The organism is Flavobacterium akiainvivens (genome assembly GCF_001278115.1).
Classification (GTDB): domain Bacteria; phylum Bacteroidota; class Bacteroidia; order Flavobacteriales; family Flavobacteriaceae; genus Flavobacterium; species Flavobacterium akiainvivens.
This window is the reverse complement of sequence record NZ_LIYD01000005.1, coordinates 3,570,272-3,586,457: the sequence shown is the minus strand read 5'-3', so window position 1 is coordinate 3,586,457 and position 16,186 is coordinate 3,570,272. Positions and strand designations below refer to the sequence as shown.

13 protein-coding genes are annotated in these 16,186 nt (G+C 45.2%); 6 read left to right on the top strand and 7 right to left on the bottom strand.

Features of this window, described 5'->3' with window-relative positions:
* Positions 1-84: 84 nt before the first annotated feature.
* Positions 85-852, bottom strand: coding sequence for a TatD family hydrolase (locus AM279_RS16155; protein ID WP_054409059.1), 768 nt, complete (start codon positions 850-852; stop codon positions 85-87).
* Positions 853-964: 112 nt separating this feature from the next.
* Here AM279_RS16155 and AM279_RS16150 point away from each other — a divergent pair, with 112 nt between their 5' ends.
* From AM279_RS16150 to AM279_RS16135, 4 genes are all read left to right on the top strand, one after another.
* On the top strand, positions 965-1,402 hold the full coding sequence (locus AM279_RS16150; protein ID WP_054409058.1) for a retropepsin-like aspartic protease: 438 nt from the start codon (positions 965-967) through the stop codon (positions 1,400-1,402).
* 86 nt (positions 1,403-1,488) lie between these two features.
* Positions 1,489-3,990 carry a choice-of-anchor L domain-containing protein gene (locus tag AM279_RS16145; protein ID WP_054409057.1) on the top strand — a complete coding sequence of 834 codons (2,502 nt, stop codon included), beginning with the start codon at positions 1,489-1,491 and terminating at the stop codon, positions 3,988-3,990.
* A gap of 136 nt (positions 3,991-4,126) precedes the next feature.
* On the top strand, positions 4,127-4,876 hold the full coding sequence (locus AM279_RS16140) for an SDR family oxidoreductase (protein ID WP_054409056.1): 750 nt from the start codon (positions 4,127-4,129) through the stop codon (positions 4,874-4,876).
* Positions 4,877-5,173: 297 nt separating this feature from the next.
* Complete coding sequence (locus AM279_RS16135) at positions 5,174-6,154, top strand: Gfo/Idh/MocA family protein (RefSeq protein WP_054409055.1); 981 nt, start codon at positions 5,174-5,176, stop codon at positions 6,152-6,154.
* A gap of 57 nt (positions 6,155-6,211) precedes the next feature.
* Here AM279_RS16135 and AM279_RS16130 read toward each other — a convergent pair whose 3' ends face one another.
* Positions 6,212-6,799: a hypothetical protein gene (locus AM279_RS16130; protein ID WP_054409054.1), complete on the bottom strand. Its 588-nt coding sequence runs from the start codon at positions 6,797-6,799 to the stop codon at positions 6,212-6,214.
* 167 nt (positions 6,800-6,966) lie between these two features.
* On the opposite strand from AM279_RS16130, the gene AM279_RS16125 reads away from it, so the two are divergent.
* Complete coding sequence (locus tag AM279_RS16125) at positions 6,967-7,857, top strand: AraC family transcriptional regulator (RefSeq protein ID WP_054409053.1); 891 nt, start codon at positions 6,967-6,969, stop codon at positions 7,855-7,857.
* An 82-nt stretch (positions 7,858-7,939) separates the two neighbouring features.
* Here the strand turns inward: AM279_RS16125 and odhB are convergent, their stop codons facing one another.
* Positions 7,940-9,169 (bottom strand): 2-oxoglutarate dehydrogenase complex dihydrolipoyllysine-residue succinyltransferase, encoded by a 1,230-nt coding sequence (gene odhB / locus AM279_RS16120; protein ID WP_054409052.1) that lies wholly within the window; start codon positions 9,167-9,169, stop codon positions 7,940-7,942.
* Positions 9,170-9,217: 48 nt separating this feature from the next.
* Positions 9,218-12,019 (bottom strand): 2-oxoglutarate dehydrogenase E1 component, encoded by a 2,802-nt coding sequence (locus AM279_RS16115; RefSeq protein WP_054409051.1) that lies wholly within the window; start codon positions 12,017-12,019, stop codon positions 9,218-9,220.
* Between the two features lie 115 nt (positions 12,020-12,134).
* Between AM279_RS16115 and AM279_RS16110 the strand changes: the two genes are divergently transcribed.
* Entirely contained in the window at positions 12,135-12,698 is a 564-nt protein-coding gene (locus AM279_RS16110; protein ID WP_054410372.1) for a hypothetical protein, read from the top strand.
* A gap of 79 nt (positions 12,699-12,777) precedes the next feature.
* Here AM279_RS16110 and AM279_RS16105 read toward each other — a convergent pair whose 3' ends face one another.
* The 3 genes from AM279_RS16105 to AM279_RS16095 form a co-directional block, all read right to left on the bottom strand.
* A complete protein-coding gene (locus AM279_RS16105) occupies positions 12,778-13,131 on the bottom strand; it encodes a hypothetical protein (RefSeq protein WP_054409050.1) in 354 nt (117 codons plus the stop codon).
* Entirely contained in the window at positions 13,128-14,102 is a 975-nt protein-coding gene (locus AM279_RS16100) for a polyprenyl synthetase family protein (RefSeq protein ID WP_054409049.1), read from the bottom strand. Before AM279_RS16100 ends, AM279_RS16105 begins: the two co-directional genes overlap by 4 nt.
* A gap of 102 nt (positions 14,103-14,204) precedes the next feature.
* The gene (locus AM279_RS16095) at positions 14,205-16,073 is read right to left on the bottom strand and encodes a T9SS type A sorting domain-containing protein (RefSeq protein WP_082344246.1); all 1,869 of its coding nucleotides are present in this window, start codon (positions 16,071-16,073) and stop codon (positions 14,205-14,207) included.
* Positions 16,074-16,186 lie beyond the last annotated feature (113 nt).

The following is a 16,186-nucleotide window of genomic DNA, read 5'->3' as shown; positions in this document are numbered from 1 at the left end:
ACTATACCGGCCCTTCGACAAGCTCAGGCTGACAAGCCGTAGCCTGTAGCTTAAATTCTGAATTCTAAGTTCTGCCTTCTAAGTTTACACCCCATACACCTCTTTTGAGTTTTGAGTGGTAACGCGGGCTATTTCCTCAACACTTACGCCATAAAGCTCGGCCAGCTTTTGGGCTACAAGGGCTACATAGGCGCTTTCGTTGCGTTTGCCGCGGTGTGGCACGGGCGAAAGGTAGGGCGCATCGGTCTCCAACACTATGTTTTGTAGTGGGATATCGGCCAGGAACTGGTCTATCTTTCCGTTTTTAAAGGTGGCTACACCGCCTATGCCCAGCTTCATGCCGTAACCTATGGCGCGCTGTGCCTGCTCAAAATCGCCCGTAAAGCAATGGAAAATACCGTACAGCCCCTCGCCTTTCTCACTTTCCAAAACATCAAAGGTTTCATCAAAAGCATCGCGGCAGTGTATGTTTATGGGCAGTTTGTACTGTTTGGCAAGCTGTATCTGCCTGCTGAAAGCCTCCTGCTGCTGTTTTAGGAATGTTTTATCCCAATACAGGTCTACCCCTATTTCGCCTACGGCATAGAATTTATGTTGCGCCAGGTGGGCTTCTACATGCGCCAGCTCGTCAAGGTAGTTTTCCTTAACATAAGTGGGGTGCAGGCCCATCATAAGGAACACATTTTCCGGGTACTGCGCCTCTAAATCATACATTTGCTGTGTATAGGTGGAGTCTATAGACGGCACAAAAAGGCGGGTAACCCCGGCAGCAAAGGCACGCTGTATCATGGCATCGCGATCCTGTGCAAATTCTTCGCTGTAAAGGTGGGTGTGGGTATCGGTAAAGGTCATTGCAAGCATTTATGGTGCAAAATTACAAACTTGATACGCCATTTGTAACGATAAACGTGATTTTTACATTATTTTTGGCTCTGCTATTACCAACTACTAAAATTACTACGACTTGGAAAACCTGTATGATACCCTTAAACCAAAGGGTTATAAACGGGTGCGTTTTAAAATAAGCAAGACCCAGCACCTGCTTGTTAAAGCCACCCTTAATGGCGTTGAAGGTAACTTTATACTCGATACCGGCGCCAGCAACAGCTGTGTAGGCTTTGAGGCCATAACCACCTTTAACCTTGTTGCTACCGACAGCGACACCCGGGCGGCGGGCGCGGGCGGCACCGACATGATAACCCAGACTTCTTTGCGCAACACCCTTAAACTGGGCCGCTGGAGTACCAAAACCTTTGGCCTTGTAATATTTGACATGAGCCATGTTAACGAAGCCCTGCGCCAGTATAAGGCCAAGCCCGTGCACGGCATTATAGGGGCCGATGTGCTGCTTAAAGGTAAGGCTATTATAGACTACTATAACTTTTGTTTTTACCTGAAATAGACCCGCAAAGGTAAAAAGCAGCGCATAACTTTTGCGAATCATGCAATATCCTTTTTCATACATTAGCTGTACCAAATCAAGCTGTTATGAAAAAAAACTACCTTACCGTATTACTGGGCTTCATTGTATTTTATGGCTTTTCGCAGCCCGGAAATGATGATTGCAGCAGTGCCGTAGCGCTAACTGTTAGCCAGGATATAAACTGTACCGCAACTACTAACGGCACTGTGCTTAATGCCACGGCAAGCGGCGGTGCCACAACCTGCGGCGGCAGTGCCGATGACGACGTGTGGTATACCTTTACCGCTATTTATGACAGGGCATCTATTACTGTAAACAACCTGAGCAGCCTTACCTCTACCATGCAATATGAACTGTATGAGGGTTCATGCAGCGGGCCGGTGGTATTTTGTGCTACAACATACAACAACACATTTACAGCAACAGTAACCCCCGAAACCAACTATTATATAAGGCTCTACACCGTTACTACTGCGGCAAACCCACCCGTAGATACTGATTTTAGTATTTGCATAGTTACCCCGCCACCGGGCATAAGCGTTAGCACCACACAATATACTGCACAACAACTTGTACAGGACATTTTTGCAGCACAGCCGGGCCTTGGCATTACTAACATTACAGCCTCTACCGGCAGCAGCAATAATGCTGCCGGGCCTAATGGCATAGGCTATTTTTCGCAAACCAATACCATGTTTCCGTTTGAAGACGGCATAGTATTAAGCACCGGTAGCGCAAAGGCAGCCGAAGGCCCCAACGGCAACATACAAAGCGCCGGTACTGCCACCTGGGGCGGCGATGCAGACCTTGCTGCCATATTGCTTACCTACCCTGATGTAGGCAGTGGCTTTAATGCGCAAAATGCCACATCGCTCGAGTTTGACTTTGTAGGCGGAACCGCCCCCCTTACATTCAGCTTCCTGTATGCTTCTGAAGAATATGGTGCTTTTCAGTGCGATTATGGCGATGCTTTTGCCATACTGCTTACCAATACCGAAACCGATGAAGTTACTAACCTGGCTATTGTGCCGGGCACAAATTTGCCCATATCGTCTTATACGGTGCGCAATGGCGCATATAACAGTGCCTGCGCAGGGGCTAACGTATCTTATTTCGGCACGTTTCACCAGCCGGGTGTGGTAGACGGCCCCATGAACTTTAACGGCCGTACCACCCCGTTTTTTGTAGACCACCCCGTAATGGAAGGCGTTACCTACCACCTTAAGTTTGTAATAGCCGACCGTACCGACCCCCAGTTTGATTCGGCTATATTTCTTAACGGGGGTAGTTTTAATATAGGAGACAGTGTACCGCCCGATGACACTATTATCATAAGCCCACTGCCGCCTTATGTGCTGTGCGATGCTGATAACGATGGTTTTGCCCTGTTTGACCTCGCCGGGGTATATAGCCCTCTGGTAACAGCCGCCACGCAGGGGCCGGGCAACTACAGCATAACGTATTATGAAAGTTTTGAAGATGCACAAAACGGAGATAACGTACTAAGCATCAACACCGGATATACTAACAACTTAGCACTGGAGCAAACACTGTATGTAAGGGTAAACTCTATGATAAATTTAGATATGTATGATATAGAAGAATTTGTTATTAAGGCAGTGCCCTCTCCTATTTATGAAGACAACCTGCCCGCAATAGCCACGTGTGCAAACAGTGCAATAAACCTTACGGTTAATGCAAACAGCCTGTGGAATATAAATCTTTATGATGTTACCTATCATCTTACCGAAGAACATGCCGAAGCAGGCTTAAACGGTATTGAACAGCCCGAAACCTTTGTACCACAGGCAGGGGCAACGTTTGTATGGGTGCGCATAACCGACCCTGAAACAGGTTGCTATGAGGTGCTTTTGCAGCCTTTGCAGGATTGGGCCCAGCTTATACAAATACAGGTGGAAGGCACAACGGCCGGGGTAATTGTAAACGACGCCTTTAGCTATACGTACGCACTTAACGGAGTGGCTACCCAGCAAACCACCTTTACCCTGCCCGACCTGAATTACTGCAGCAACACCCTTACCGTTACCAATACCACCTGCAATACCACCACTGATTTGTTTTTTGACATTTACCCCCCGGCGCCTACCGGCGAAAGTCCGCAAACCTTTACGCAGGGGCAAACAGTTGCCAGCCTTGAGGTGGAAGGCACAGGCATAAGCTGGTTTACCGCCGCAATGGGCGGCACATTTCTTGGTATGGACACCCCGCTTACAGATGGCACCACGTATTATGCTGCACAGTATATAGACAACTGTGCCGGCATAGAACGCCTGCCGGTAACCGTACACCTTGTTTCCGGCCTTGAGGGCAACAGCATGGCCACCCTGCGCTGCTACCCTAACCCGGTTAAAGATGAACTGAAGCTGGAACACACCACTACCCTGCTTAGCGCCACGCTATACAACACCCTGGGGCAGCAGGTGCAGCACACCGCCATTAACAACACGCAGGCCACAATTAACCTTACAGGCGTTGCAAACGGCATTTACCTGCTAAAGGTTCAGGCCGAAACCGGTGAAAAAGTTATTAAGGTGGTAAAGGAATAATATCAACTTCAATATAAGGGCCCTGCACGTTGTGCGGGGCTTTTTGCTTTCTTAAACCAGTTTAACCGTATTGGCTTTAATAACCCGCACCTTTGACCTGATACTAAACGTATTACCAATTTAAACCAATTTAAAAATGGAAAACATACTAATAACAGGCGGTACAGGCAATTTAGGTAAAGGCCTTACACAAATTTTAAACCAAAAAGGGTTGCAGTATGCAGTGGCAAGCCGCAGCAACAACGAAAATGCCCCCAATAAGGTAGTGGCTGATTTAATGGCAAACAAAGGTGTTGCCCAGGCAGTAAAAGGCAGGAGCATTATTTTTCACCTTGCAACCGACCTTAAAAAGGATACGCTCCTTACCCAAAACCTGCTACAAACCATAGGGAGCAACAAGAACGTACACCTTATTTACATCTCCATTGTAGGCATAGACAAAACACCGTTTAACTACTACCAGCAAAAGCTGGCTTCTGAAGAACTGATAAAGGCATCGGGTGTGCCGTATACAATTTTGCGGGCTACACAGTTTCATGACTTTATAGACTACATTTTTACGTCGCTGCTAAAATACCGCATTGGGCTGCTGCCCAAAAAGGTGATGGCCCAACCCATAGCCGTAGACGCTGTTGCCAATGCGTTGTATGAAATTTCGCTACAGCCGGCAGAAAGCAAAACCTATGAGATTGGAGGGCTAAAAGCCTACACGTTTAACGAAATGGCTAAGGAATGGATGCGCAAAACAGGTAAAAAGAAGTTCATTATTAACCTACCGCTCTTTGGCAAGCTGGCAAAAGCGTTTAATGGTGGTGCACTACTTACCCATACCATTGATGCAACAAGCAAAAGCTGGCAGGATTACCTTAATCAAAAGTATAAATAACACAGAAAAATATTTTCAGGGCAAAAAACGCACTGCAAATATTTTAAGGCCGCTTTTCTAAAATCAGAAAAGCGGTTTTTTTATGCCCGAAATGTATAAAAACGAGACTTGTAAATTTACGATAGGGCACTTGTAAAAATCCAACATTTTAGCATTTTGAATCTTAAAGTCCGAAAGTGAAATATTAAGCACTTTTGAAGGTGTTTTTGAAAGAATTTTCGGAGGCTGAAACAAAGTGGTCATATTGACCAAAACTATAAAAGAAAATGTATATTTTTATCAAAAAATAACCAACCCATGACACAACCCAAAAACATACGCTGGGGCATTATAGGCTGCGGCGATGTTACCGAACGCAAAAGCGGCCCCGCCTACCAAAAAACAGAAGGCTTTGAACTTAAAGCAGTTATGCGCCGAGATGCTGATAAAGCCGCTGATTATGCCCTGCGCCACGGCGTGGAAAAGCACTACAGCGATGCCGATGCCCTTATAAACGACCCCGAAATTGATGCGGTTTATATTGCCACACCCCCTGATACTCACCACTTTTACGCCCTAAAGGTGGCCGCAGCCGGCAAACCATGCTGTATAGAAAAGCCCATGGCACCCACCTGGCAGGAGTGTGTTGAGATTACACAAGCCTTTGAGGATAAGAAACTTCCGTTATTTGTTGCCTATTATAGGAGGTCGCTACCGCGCTTTTTACAGGTAAAAGAATGGATAGATAATGGCGAAATTGGCGCTATACGCCACATACACTGGCACTTAACTAAAGTCCCCAGCCCAGTAGACCTTAGCGGTGAGTACAACTGGCGTACTGACAGAACCATTGCCACAGGCGGCTATTTTGATGACCTGGCCAGCCATGGGCTCGACCTTTTCATACACTACTTTGGTGATATTAAAGAAGTTAACGGTATTAGCCTGAACCAACAGGGGCTGTATACGGCTAATGATGCTGTGGCTGCAAGCTGGGTACACGCAAATGGCACTACCGGTACCGGCACCTGGAACTTTGGGGTACCCCAGCGCGAAGACAAGGTTACCATTTATGGTAGCAAGGGCACCATAACCTTTTCCGTTTTTGAAGACGAACCCCTTGTAATAACCAATGAATCAGGTACTAAGAAGGCTGTAGTAGCACATCCTGAGAATATACAGCTGTACCACGTGCACAACATGAGGGATGCTTTACTGCATGGTAAAGCCCACCCATCAACCGGACAAACGGGCACACATACCAACTGGGTTATGGATAAAATTAGTGGAAACCTCTGAAAATGAAAAAGCTACGCTTTTCAGCGTAGCCCTTTCTGCTATAACCAAACCTCGTTTTTAACGCGCTGCAATGGTTTCTACAAACGTTTTGTCGTTGTAGCTCATTACCAGCGTGATATTTCTTGCTGTGGTATTTTTAATGTCGAATTTCTTAGCAACAGACTGGCCGTCAAAGGTTTCAGCATACAGTTCGTTGTTGTTTTCATCAAACATTTTAATACCTACAGGTGTTTCTGTACCTTTAATGTTAACGCTTAGCACACCATTTTCGTTAGCAACCACAGGCTTAAGCACCTCGGCTACAGTTTCGCTTATGGTAGCGGTTTTATCTGCAATAGTAATCTGGTGGCGGGATACTTTTACACCTGTCTCAGTTTCAAGGAAGTAAACTCCTGAAGGGAACGCAGTCAGGTCATACGTCCTGCTGATTTTGCCCTCTTTACCTTTCAGGTTTTCGTCAAAAAGCACTGCGCCGTCTTTGGCATATATTGCAACGTGAACATTTTTAGCATCTACTACGGCAAAGCTAACTACCTTACCTGCACCTTCTTTTACCCTAACTGATAGTTTAGCGTCGTTTGCACGGCCTGCAAATGATATAAAGAACACTGCTATGGCCACTCCTAATTTCATTACACTTTTCATAACTTCTACTGTTTATTGGGTTGAGTAATTTTAACACTGCTAAATTACACACACACTAAAGAAAGTGTTACATCAATATTTACAACATTATATGCAATATTAACCTTACGAAAACGTTTTATTGTTAATTTAGGCAAAAATGACACCTTTTTAGCTACCTTTACACTATGAAACCGCAACTCAAAACAAAATTTTTAAAGCCTGCCCTTGAGGTAGTTGAGCCTTCTTTTGGCAGTAGTTTTGCCTATATAAACTTCAGCCGCAATGCTAACCTTAAGGCACACGTGTGGCACTACCACCCGGAGGTTGAGCTGGTTTTTGTTAACGGGGGTTCGGGTAAACGACAGATAGGCAGCCACATAAGCTATTATACTGATGGCGACTTGATACTCATAGGCAGCAACCTGCCCCACTGCGGCTTTACTGATGATACTACAGGCAACATGAACGAGATTGTTATACAAATGAAGCCTGACTTTTTGGGCGATAGCTTTATGCAACTTCCTGAAACAAAAAGCATTGCCCAACTGTTTACCAGGGCTCGCGGGGGTATTGCCTTTGGCCCACAGGTGCGCAATGCACTGGGCAGCAAGATGGACAAAATGGCGAAACAGCAGCCTTTTGAGCGCCTGCTTACCTTGATTGCGGTACTGCACGAACTGGAAAAGACCGATGATTACAAGGTGCTTAACGCCGAAGGTTTCTCTCTGGAAACGCAGGTGCAGGATAACGACCGTATTAACATGATATTCAACTATGTGAAGGATAATTTCAGGGAGCCTATTGCTTTAGAAGATGTATCGGAAAGGGCAAGCATGACGGTACCATCGTTTTGCAGGTACTTTAAGAAGATGACCAATAAAACCTTTGTACAATTTGTAAATGAATACCGGGTAGTACATGCCTGCAAACTATTGGCAGAGAAGCCCATACCTATATCTGAAGTAAGTTATGAAAGTGGGTTTAACAACTTTAGCCACTTTAATAAGTCATTTAAAGAGGTAACCGGTAAGAGTGCCTCGCAATACCGTAAAGAGCTGCATGCACATTTAGAGTAATCAAGTAATCAGCAACTTAAGTCTAAAAAAACAAACCCCGCCAGTTTCCTGAGCGGGGTTTTATATTTAAAAGCTTAGCTTACTATAGCTCAAGCGCTTTCTTAGGATTGTTGTCCATAAGGAGTTCCATTGGGTTTTCAAGAGCTTCTTTAACCGCCACAAGGAAACCAACCGACTCACGTCCGTCAATAATCCTGTGGTCATAAGAAAGAGCCACATACATCATTGGGTGTATCTCTACCTTACCGTTTACAGCAATTGGGCGCTCTATAATGTTGTGCATACCCAAGATGCCTGATTGCGGAGGGTTGATGATAGGTGTAGAAAGCATACTGCCAAATACACCACCGTTAGTGATGGTAAATGTACCACCGGTCATATCATCTACAGTTATTTGTCCGTCGCGGGCGCGAAGGGCAAGGCGCTTAATTTCAGCCTCAATACCGCGGAAGGTAAGCGTTTCGGCATTCCTTACAACCGGCACCATAAGGCCTTTAGGGCCTGATACCGCAATAGAGATATCGGCAAAATCGTAGGTTTCTTTAAAGTCGCCGTCAATCATTGAGTTAACATCAGGGAACAGTTTTAGCGCCCTTGTAACGGCTTTTGTAAAGAACGACATATAACCAAGGCTTACACCACCGTGTTTGGCCTTAAATGCGTCTTTATACTCGTTACGGATGTTGTTTATAGGTGTCATGTTTACCTCGTTAAACGTGGTAAGCATAGCGGTTTCGTTCTTGGCAGCAACAAGGCGCTCAGCCACTTTGCGGCGCAGCATAGACAGCTTAGAACGCTCAGAACTGCGGCTACCGCCTGTAGGCGTACCCATAGAAGCTTTTGCGTTAACGGCATCGTCTTTAGTAACGCGGCCGCCTTTGCCTGTACCGCTTACGGTTGCAGGGTCTATGTTCTTTTCGTCAAGTATTTTTTTAGCAGCAGGAGACGGTGCACCTGTAGCATACGTTTTTTCAGCAGCAGGGGCAGCCTTAGGCTCTTCTTTCTTAGGCTCCTCTTTTTTCTCTTCAGCCTTAGGGGCTTCTTCTTTAGCAGGGGCAGCGCCATCTGGCTTGGCTGCATCTGTGTCTATAAGGCATACTACCTGGCCCACTTTTACAGCGTCGCCTTCTTCAGCCTTAAGGGTAATAACACCGCTGGCCTCGGCAGGAAGCTCAAGCGTGGCTTTGTCTGAATCTACCTCGGCAATGGCCTGGTCTTTTTCAACGTAGTCGCCATCTTTTACAAGCCACGTGGCTATTTCCACTTCGGTAATCGATTCCCCCGGCGAGGGAACTTTCATTTCTAAAATCATATCAGTATAATTTTATTGGTGTTGTATATTATTGAGTCAAATTTACAATTAATTGAACAAGTTCTTGTCAAAAACCATGGCAATGGCAGCAGCATGGCGTTTTTTAGCACGGCTTGAGCTACCTGCGGCAGGCGCACTGTATGCTTTAAGCGATGCCACACGAAGCTTAACCTCAGTAAAGTTCATAAGCATGTAGCTGTAAGCACCCATGTTGCGTGGTTCTTCCTGTGCCCAAACAAAATCATCGGCATTGGTATATTTTGCAAGAACGGCTTTAATTTGTTCTATTGGCAGCGGGAACAGCTGCTCAAGGCGTACAAACGCTACGTCGTCACGCTTAAGGTTTTCACGCTCGGCTACAAGGTCATAGTAGAACTTACCGGTACAGAACACAAGGGTTTTTACCTTTTTAGGATCTGCAATTGGGTCATCCAGCACTTCCTGGAAGCTGCCGTTAGCAAGCTCATCTACAGTAGATACTACAGATGGGTGGCGCAGCAGGCTCTTAGGTGTAAACACAATAAGCGGCTTGCGGAAATCAGTCTTCATTTGCCTCCTTAACAGGTGGAAGAAGTTAGCCGGTGTGGTACAGTCTGCCACATACATATTGTGGTTGGCACACAGTTGCAGGTAACGCTCCATACGGGCGCTGCTGTGCTCTGCACCCTGGCCTTCATAGCCGTGGGGAAGCAGGAATACAAGGCCGTTCTGGTTGTTCCATTTATCTTCGGCAGCACTAATGTACTGGTCTATCATAATTTGCGCACCGTTAGAGAAGTCGCCAAACTGGGCTTCCCAAATGGTTAGCGTTTTAGGGCTGGCAAGGGCATAACCATAGTCAAAGCCCACAACACCATATTCTGAAAGCAGTGAGTTGTAAATATGGAATTTACCGTTCTGGTCTTTCAGGGTATTAAGTAGCGTTACTTCTTCTTCGCTTTCTTCAACCTTAATAACAGCATGGCGGTGCGAGAAAGTACCCCTCTCAACGTCCTGGCCGCTTATGCGTACGTCAAAACCTTCGGTAAGCAGTGTGCCATAGGCAAGCAGTTCGCCCATTGCCCAGTCCAGCTTATCGGTTTCATACATGTTTTTACGGTCGCCTATAAGCTTGGTAATCTTATTCAGGAATTTCTTGTCTGACGGAAGCTCAGTAATGGTTTTACCTATTTCGTCAAGCATTTCCCTGCTGAAAGCGGTATTAACCTTCTGAAGCATTTTATCGGCATCAGCCTGTGCATAGCCTTCCCACTCATTTTGCATGAACGGGGTTATTACCGTAAGGTCGCGCTTGCGCGAAGCCTCAAGGTTTTGCTCCAGCTTATCTTTATATTCTTTTTCAAGGCCCGAAACATAATCTTTCTCAATAACGCCGTTTGCCAAAAGGGTTTCGGCATACAGGTCGCGTGGGTTTTTATGCTTGGCAATGATTTTGTACAGTTTAGGCTGTGTAAAACGTGGCTCATCGCCCTCGTTGTGGCCGTATTTACGGTAACCCAACAGGTCAATAAACACATCTGTACCAAACTCCATACGGTAATCAAGCGCAAAAAGCGTGGCATGCACTACAGCCTCGGCATCATCGGCATTTACGTGAAGTACCGGCGAAAGCGTAACCTTTGCAATATCTGTACAGTATGTAGATGAACGGGCATCAAGGTAGTTTGTAGTAAAGCCCACCTGGTTGTTTATCACCACGTGAATAGTACCACCGGTTTTGTAGCCATCAAGCTTGGCCATCTGTACAATTTCATACACAATACCCTGTCCTGCCACAGCTGCATCACCATGAAGGGCAATAGGCAGTACCTTTTTGTTATCTTCAGGAAAATGCCTGTCTTGCTTGGCACGGGCAATACCCTCTATAACAGCACCTACCGTTTCAAGGTGAGACGGGTTTGGTGCAAGGTTAATGTTTATTTTCTTGCCGGTTTTGGTTACCTTATCAGCCGTAAGGCCAAGGTGGTATTTTACGTCGCCATCAAAAAGGGCGTCATCATCATAATCTTTACCGTCAAACTCGCTGAAGATGTCTGATGTGTTTTTGCCAAACACGTTAGCCAGCACGTTAAGGCGGCCGCGGTGTGCCATACCCATAACAAACTGCTCAACACCCTGTTCGGCAGCAGCCTCAATAAGGGCATCCATAGCCGGGATTAAAGATTCTCCACCCTCAAGCGAGAAACGTTTTTGGCCTACATATTTTGTATGAAGGAAGTTTTCGAAAGAAACCGCCTCGTTAAGCTTGCCAAGTATGGCTTTCTTTTGCTCAGCGTTAAAATCAGGCTGGTTGTGGTTTTTGCTTAGCCTGTTTTGTATCCATTGTCTTGTTTTAGGGTCGCGGATGTACATATACTCAACCCCTATGTGGCCACAGTACACTTTTTGCAGGTGGTCTACAATTTGCGCAAGGGTAGCATTTTCAAGGCCCACCTCTTTACCGGCGTCAAACGTGGTGTTAAGGTCGGCACTGGTAAGGCCAAAGTTTTCAAGCTCTAAAGTTGGGGTAAATGTGCGGCGCTCCCTTACAGGGTTGGTTTTGGTAAAAAGGTGTCCACGGGTGCGGTACCCTTCAATAAGGCTAAGTACCTTAAATTCTTTTTGCAGCTTTTCAGGGATGCCTGAATAGTCTGAAACGGGGTTTTGGGGTGCCGGAGCGGCCTGTGGCGCAGCAGCCGGTGCGTTTTGGTATTCTGAAGCTCCTGAACCATAATCAGAAGCAGCAAAATCAAACCCCTGGAAAAAGGCCCTCCAGCTTGGTTCTACGCTGTCGGGATTTTCAATATATTGATCGTATAAATCAGCGAAAAAAGCAGTATTAGCTGCATTTAAAAAGGAAAACCTGTCCATACCTATGTGTTTGTGACGGTGGTGTTATAAAATTTTATGCAAAAGTACATTATTTGTAATAATCTTTCAACGATTTTTATATATTTATGCTTACCAAATATACATGGAGCCCGCTATGAAAAGAAGCTTTATAATTTATTTAACAAAATTTTGCTTACCGGCACTATTTGTACTGACTTTTACAACAGTACAGGCACAGGATGACGGCTCTGACTTTTGGAGCCACGTGCGCTTTGGTGGTGGCTTAGGCGCTTCTTTCGGCAATGGGTATACCGATGTTATGGTAGCCCCCGGAGCCATATACCAGTTTAACGAATATGTGGCCGCAGGCGCAGGTTTACAGGGCAGCTATGTACGCCAGAAGTATTTTTATGATTCTTGGATTTATGGCGGCAGCCTGATAGGGCTTTTTAACCCAATACCGGAAATACAGCTATCTGCCGAGGTAGAGCAACTGCGCGTTAACCTGACTTATGATGACAACTACAATGTACCTGAACCTGCATATCCCGGATATACAGCATCACGTGAAAGGAATTTCTGGAATACCGCATTATTTGTGGGCGCAGGTTATAACACCGGCAATGTGGTGGTTGGCGTGCGATACAACGTACTGTTTAACGAACGCGACTACGTGTACAGCGATGCCTTTATGCCGTTTATAAGGGTGTATTTTTAAGGAAGATGGAACGCGGATAAAACGGATGGAGCGGATTTACACGGATTCTTAAATCTAAATCACCCGTATTCCATCTAAACTAATACCGGTTCCTAAACCATACTTTTTGCCACTCCCTTTTTAAGAGCAAAAAAGCAACCTGCTCGCTCAGGTCGGCAATATCGGCACCGTTAAGGGCTTTTATATCTTTTTCGGGCACGTCTATAATATAGAGCAGGTTAAGGTATTCGGCAAACTTATGGTTTATAAGCTTAAAAATCTTTTCCTGTAAGCCCAGCTTTAACGCAATTGGCGTAGTATCAGACGCGAAATCAACCGGCTCGTTTGCCAGGTTAAAATCTTTATTAAGCTGCTCAATAAGTTTTATGTAAAGCTGTTCCTTTTGGGCTTCACTTAACAGCAGGTCGGTATTTTGCGGAGGTGTAAACGTCATACGCTGCGTTTCATCAGGTTTTCGCCAAAGGCACGCAGCATTTGCTTCTTGTCTTCGGCAATATCCATTTCTTCCAGCAGGGCGAATGCACTCAATGTATACTCTTCAATAGCTTTTTTAGTAGCGGCATCGGCACCACTTGCAACAAAAACCGCCTTTATATCGGCTATTTTCTGGGCCGGGTCATCTGGCTGCGCCTCAAACCATTCTTTAAGAATTTCTTTGTCATCGGCACTACCTAATTCTAAAGCTTTAAGATACAGGAACGTCTTTTTGTTTTCAATAATATCGCCCCCCACCTGCTTACCAAAGGTTTCCGGGTCGCCAAAAGCATCCAGGTAATCATCCTGAAGCTGGAAGGCAATACCCAGGCTACGGCCAAAGTCGTATATCAGGCTACAGTTTTCTTCAGATGTTTGCGCCACAATACCGCCCATTTTCATGGCGGCACCTACTAAAACCGCAGTTTTATACTCAATCATTTTAAGGTACTCGGCCTCGGTAACATCAGTACGGGTTTCAAAATCCACATCCCATTGCTGGCCTTCGCACACCTCAAGGGCCGTTTTACTAAACAGCTTTGCCAAATCACGGAATGTTTGCGGCTCATACTGCTCAAAATACTGGTAGGCCAGTATAAGCATGGCATCCCCACTAAGTATAGCGGTGTTTATATCCCATTTTTCATGCACGGTCTGGTTACCACGGCGCAGTGGGGCATCATCCATAATATCGTCATGCACCAGCGAAAAGTTATGAAACACCTCTACCGCTACCGCTGCCGGTAAAGCCTCGCGGCAATCGGCACCAAAAACCTCTGCTGCCATAAGTGTTAATACGGGGCGAATGCGCTTTCCGCCTAACGATAATATATACTGTATGGGGTCATAAAGGTTTTGGGGTTGCTTTTCGAGCGCTAAGGCTTCAAAATACTGGGTTACCACCTGATGGTAATGAGCTATGGACTGCATGCATTAATTTTTTGCTAAGATAAAGGTTTGCGCATTCTTATCAAAAAACTAAGCCTACAGATAAAAAAAGCCCTCTGGCAGAGGGCTTTTTGGCAAATATTATTACTGTTTGATTATTTTTTGTGTTGTTACATCACCATTGGCGGCCGTTAGCTTTACCAGGTAGTTACCGGAAGGAACTGTGCTTAACTTAATTGCATTTTCAGTTCCTGAAAACGCACCGTCAAGCACCTGCTGCCCCAGCATATTATAAACCCTGTAGCTTTTTAGCCCGCCATTACTATTGTTTATATAAACAACATCTTTTGCCGGGTTAGGATACAACACAATTGCATTTTGATTTTTATCATCAATCCCATTTATTTGTGGGGTACTTAGTTTTGCAATAAAAAAATCAGTACCCTCTGCCTGGCCCTGTACTTTTGTAAGAGTGTCCACCGGCTCATTATTTACAAACAACGAATGCAGGAATGTGCCTCCAAAAATATAGTTACCATCGTTATCAGCTGCAACAGCCGTGCCTATGTCCATAAAATCCTCAGGCCCGGAAATATCATGTATTTGTATTGCTGCACCGGTTTCTTTATTAAGCCTGACTAAACAGGGCTCCTCACCATAATCGCCCGGCCTGGTAATGGTGGCTTCACCCCACGTGTCGTTCCACATGGCGGTAGCAAGAGCCACTTCATCTCCGTTAACAGCAAGGTCATATCCGGCAGCTGCCGTAATAGCCATAGCCCCGGGAGTGGTATCCGGAGTAGGGTGCGAGGCCCACAGCAGGTTGCCATCAGGGTCAAGTTTTATTACAAACACACTGTTGCCCTGTATAGCGGTTGGAAATGTATATCCTGCAAAAGACATTACAATATTTCCCTGAGTAAACTCACCTGTATACACACTACCGGTAAGGTAAATGTTAGAATCGTCATCAATCCTTATATTATTCAGCTTAAGATAGGTTATTAGAGCTCCCGGAACATCAGCCACCGTTTCCCTGCGAAATACCTCGTTACCCTCTGCATCAAAAGCTAACAGAAATGACTCTGCCGTAAAATCCTGTCCGTTAAATGCCAAGGCATTAGGCTGTATGTCTATCGAAAACCTCTTACCTGCCACATAGTAGCGGTCTAAATTTTTGTCATGCCTTAATTTATAATTCTCATCTAAAAGCTCGCCGGTAAAACTAAGCGGTGTAGCACCTACCAAAGTGCCATCAGGACTATATTTAACCAGGTAATAATGAAAATTAAATGCCTCATCGGTTATGGTAATGGCGCCATCTAAATGGGTGCCATGTAAAAAACCGGCCATAAACACAGCGTTGCCATCATCATCAATTTCAACATTGCTAAGCCTGCATGTTGTATACATATAATTTAATTGGCCCTGTAGCATTTTATGCCAGGCAAGGCTTCCGTCTTCTGTATTGTATTTCATGAATACCCCTGTCCTGAAACCATCCTGAAATTCTTCAAGATTGCCATTGTGCGATGGCAGCTCTACATCAGGTGCTAAATGCGTAACACTTCTATAAGGCAAATCAGCAGGCGCTACCAGGTTTATAGTGTACAGTGTTAAGTATAACCCGCCATTACCATCAAGCGTAATGCCATAAGAAGTATCAAGGCCGTAACCGCCAATGGTTTGTGTCCACCTCAATTCACCTGAACTTGTGGTAGATATCAGCAGGACATCTGTTGGCGCAACAGGATTAGCAGCAGAACCGCCGTTATATACGGTTATAGGCAAATCCTGATACACCGTGCCATCACGTGTTACAAATGCCAGAAAATAGTAGTTATTATCTTCGTCAACCACTATATTCTTTATCTGTTCTGCATTAAAGCTATACAAAAACTCATTCTGCGCTTTTTTTAAAGACCCGCCCCGTGTGGCCCATTCCCATTGATATTCCTGTGCAGTAAGGGCGCCGGTAAACAGCAACCCCAATAATAATAACTTTCTTTTCATGTATTGGTTGGTGGTTAGTGATTTTAATGAATTGCCATAATACAGCGCAATTCAGGCACATAACAATCCAAAACATGAATACCCTACCAAAAAAATAATTTGACAAAATTGTA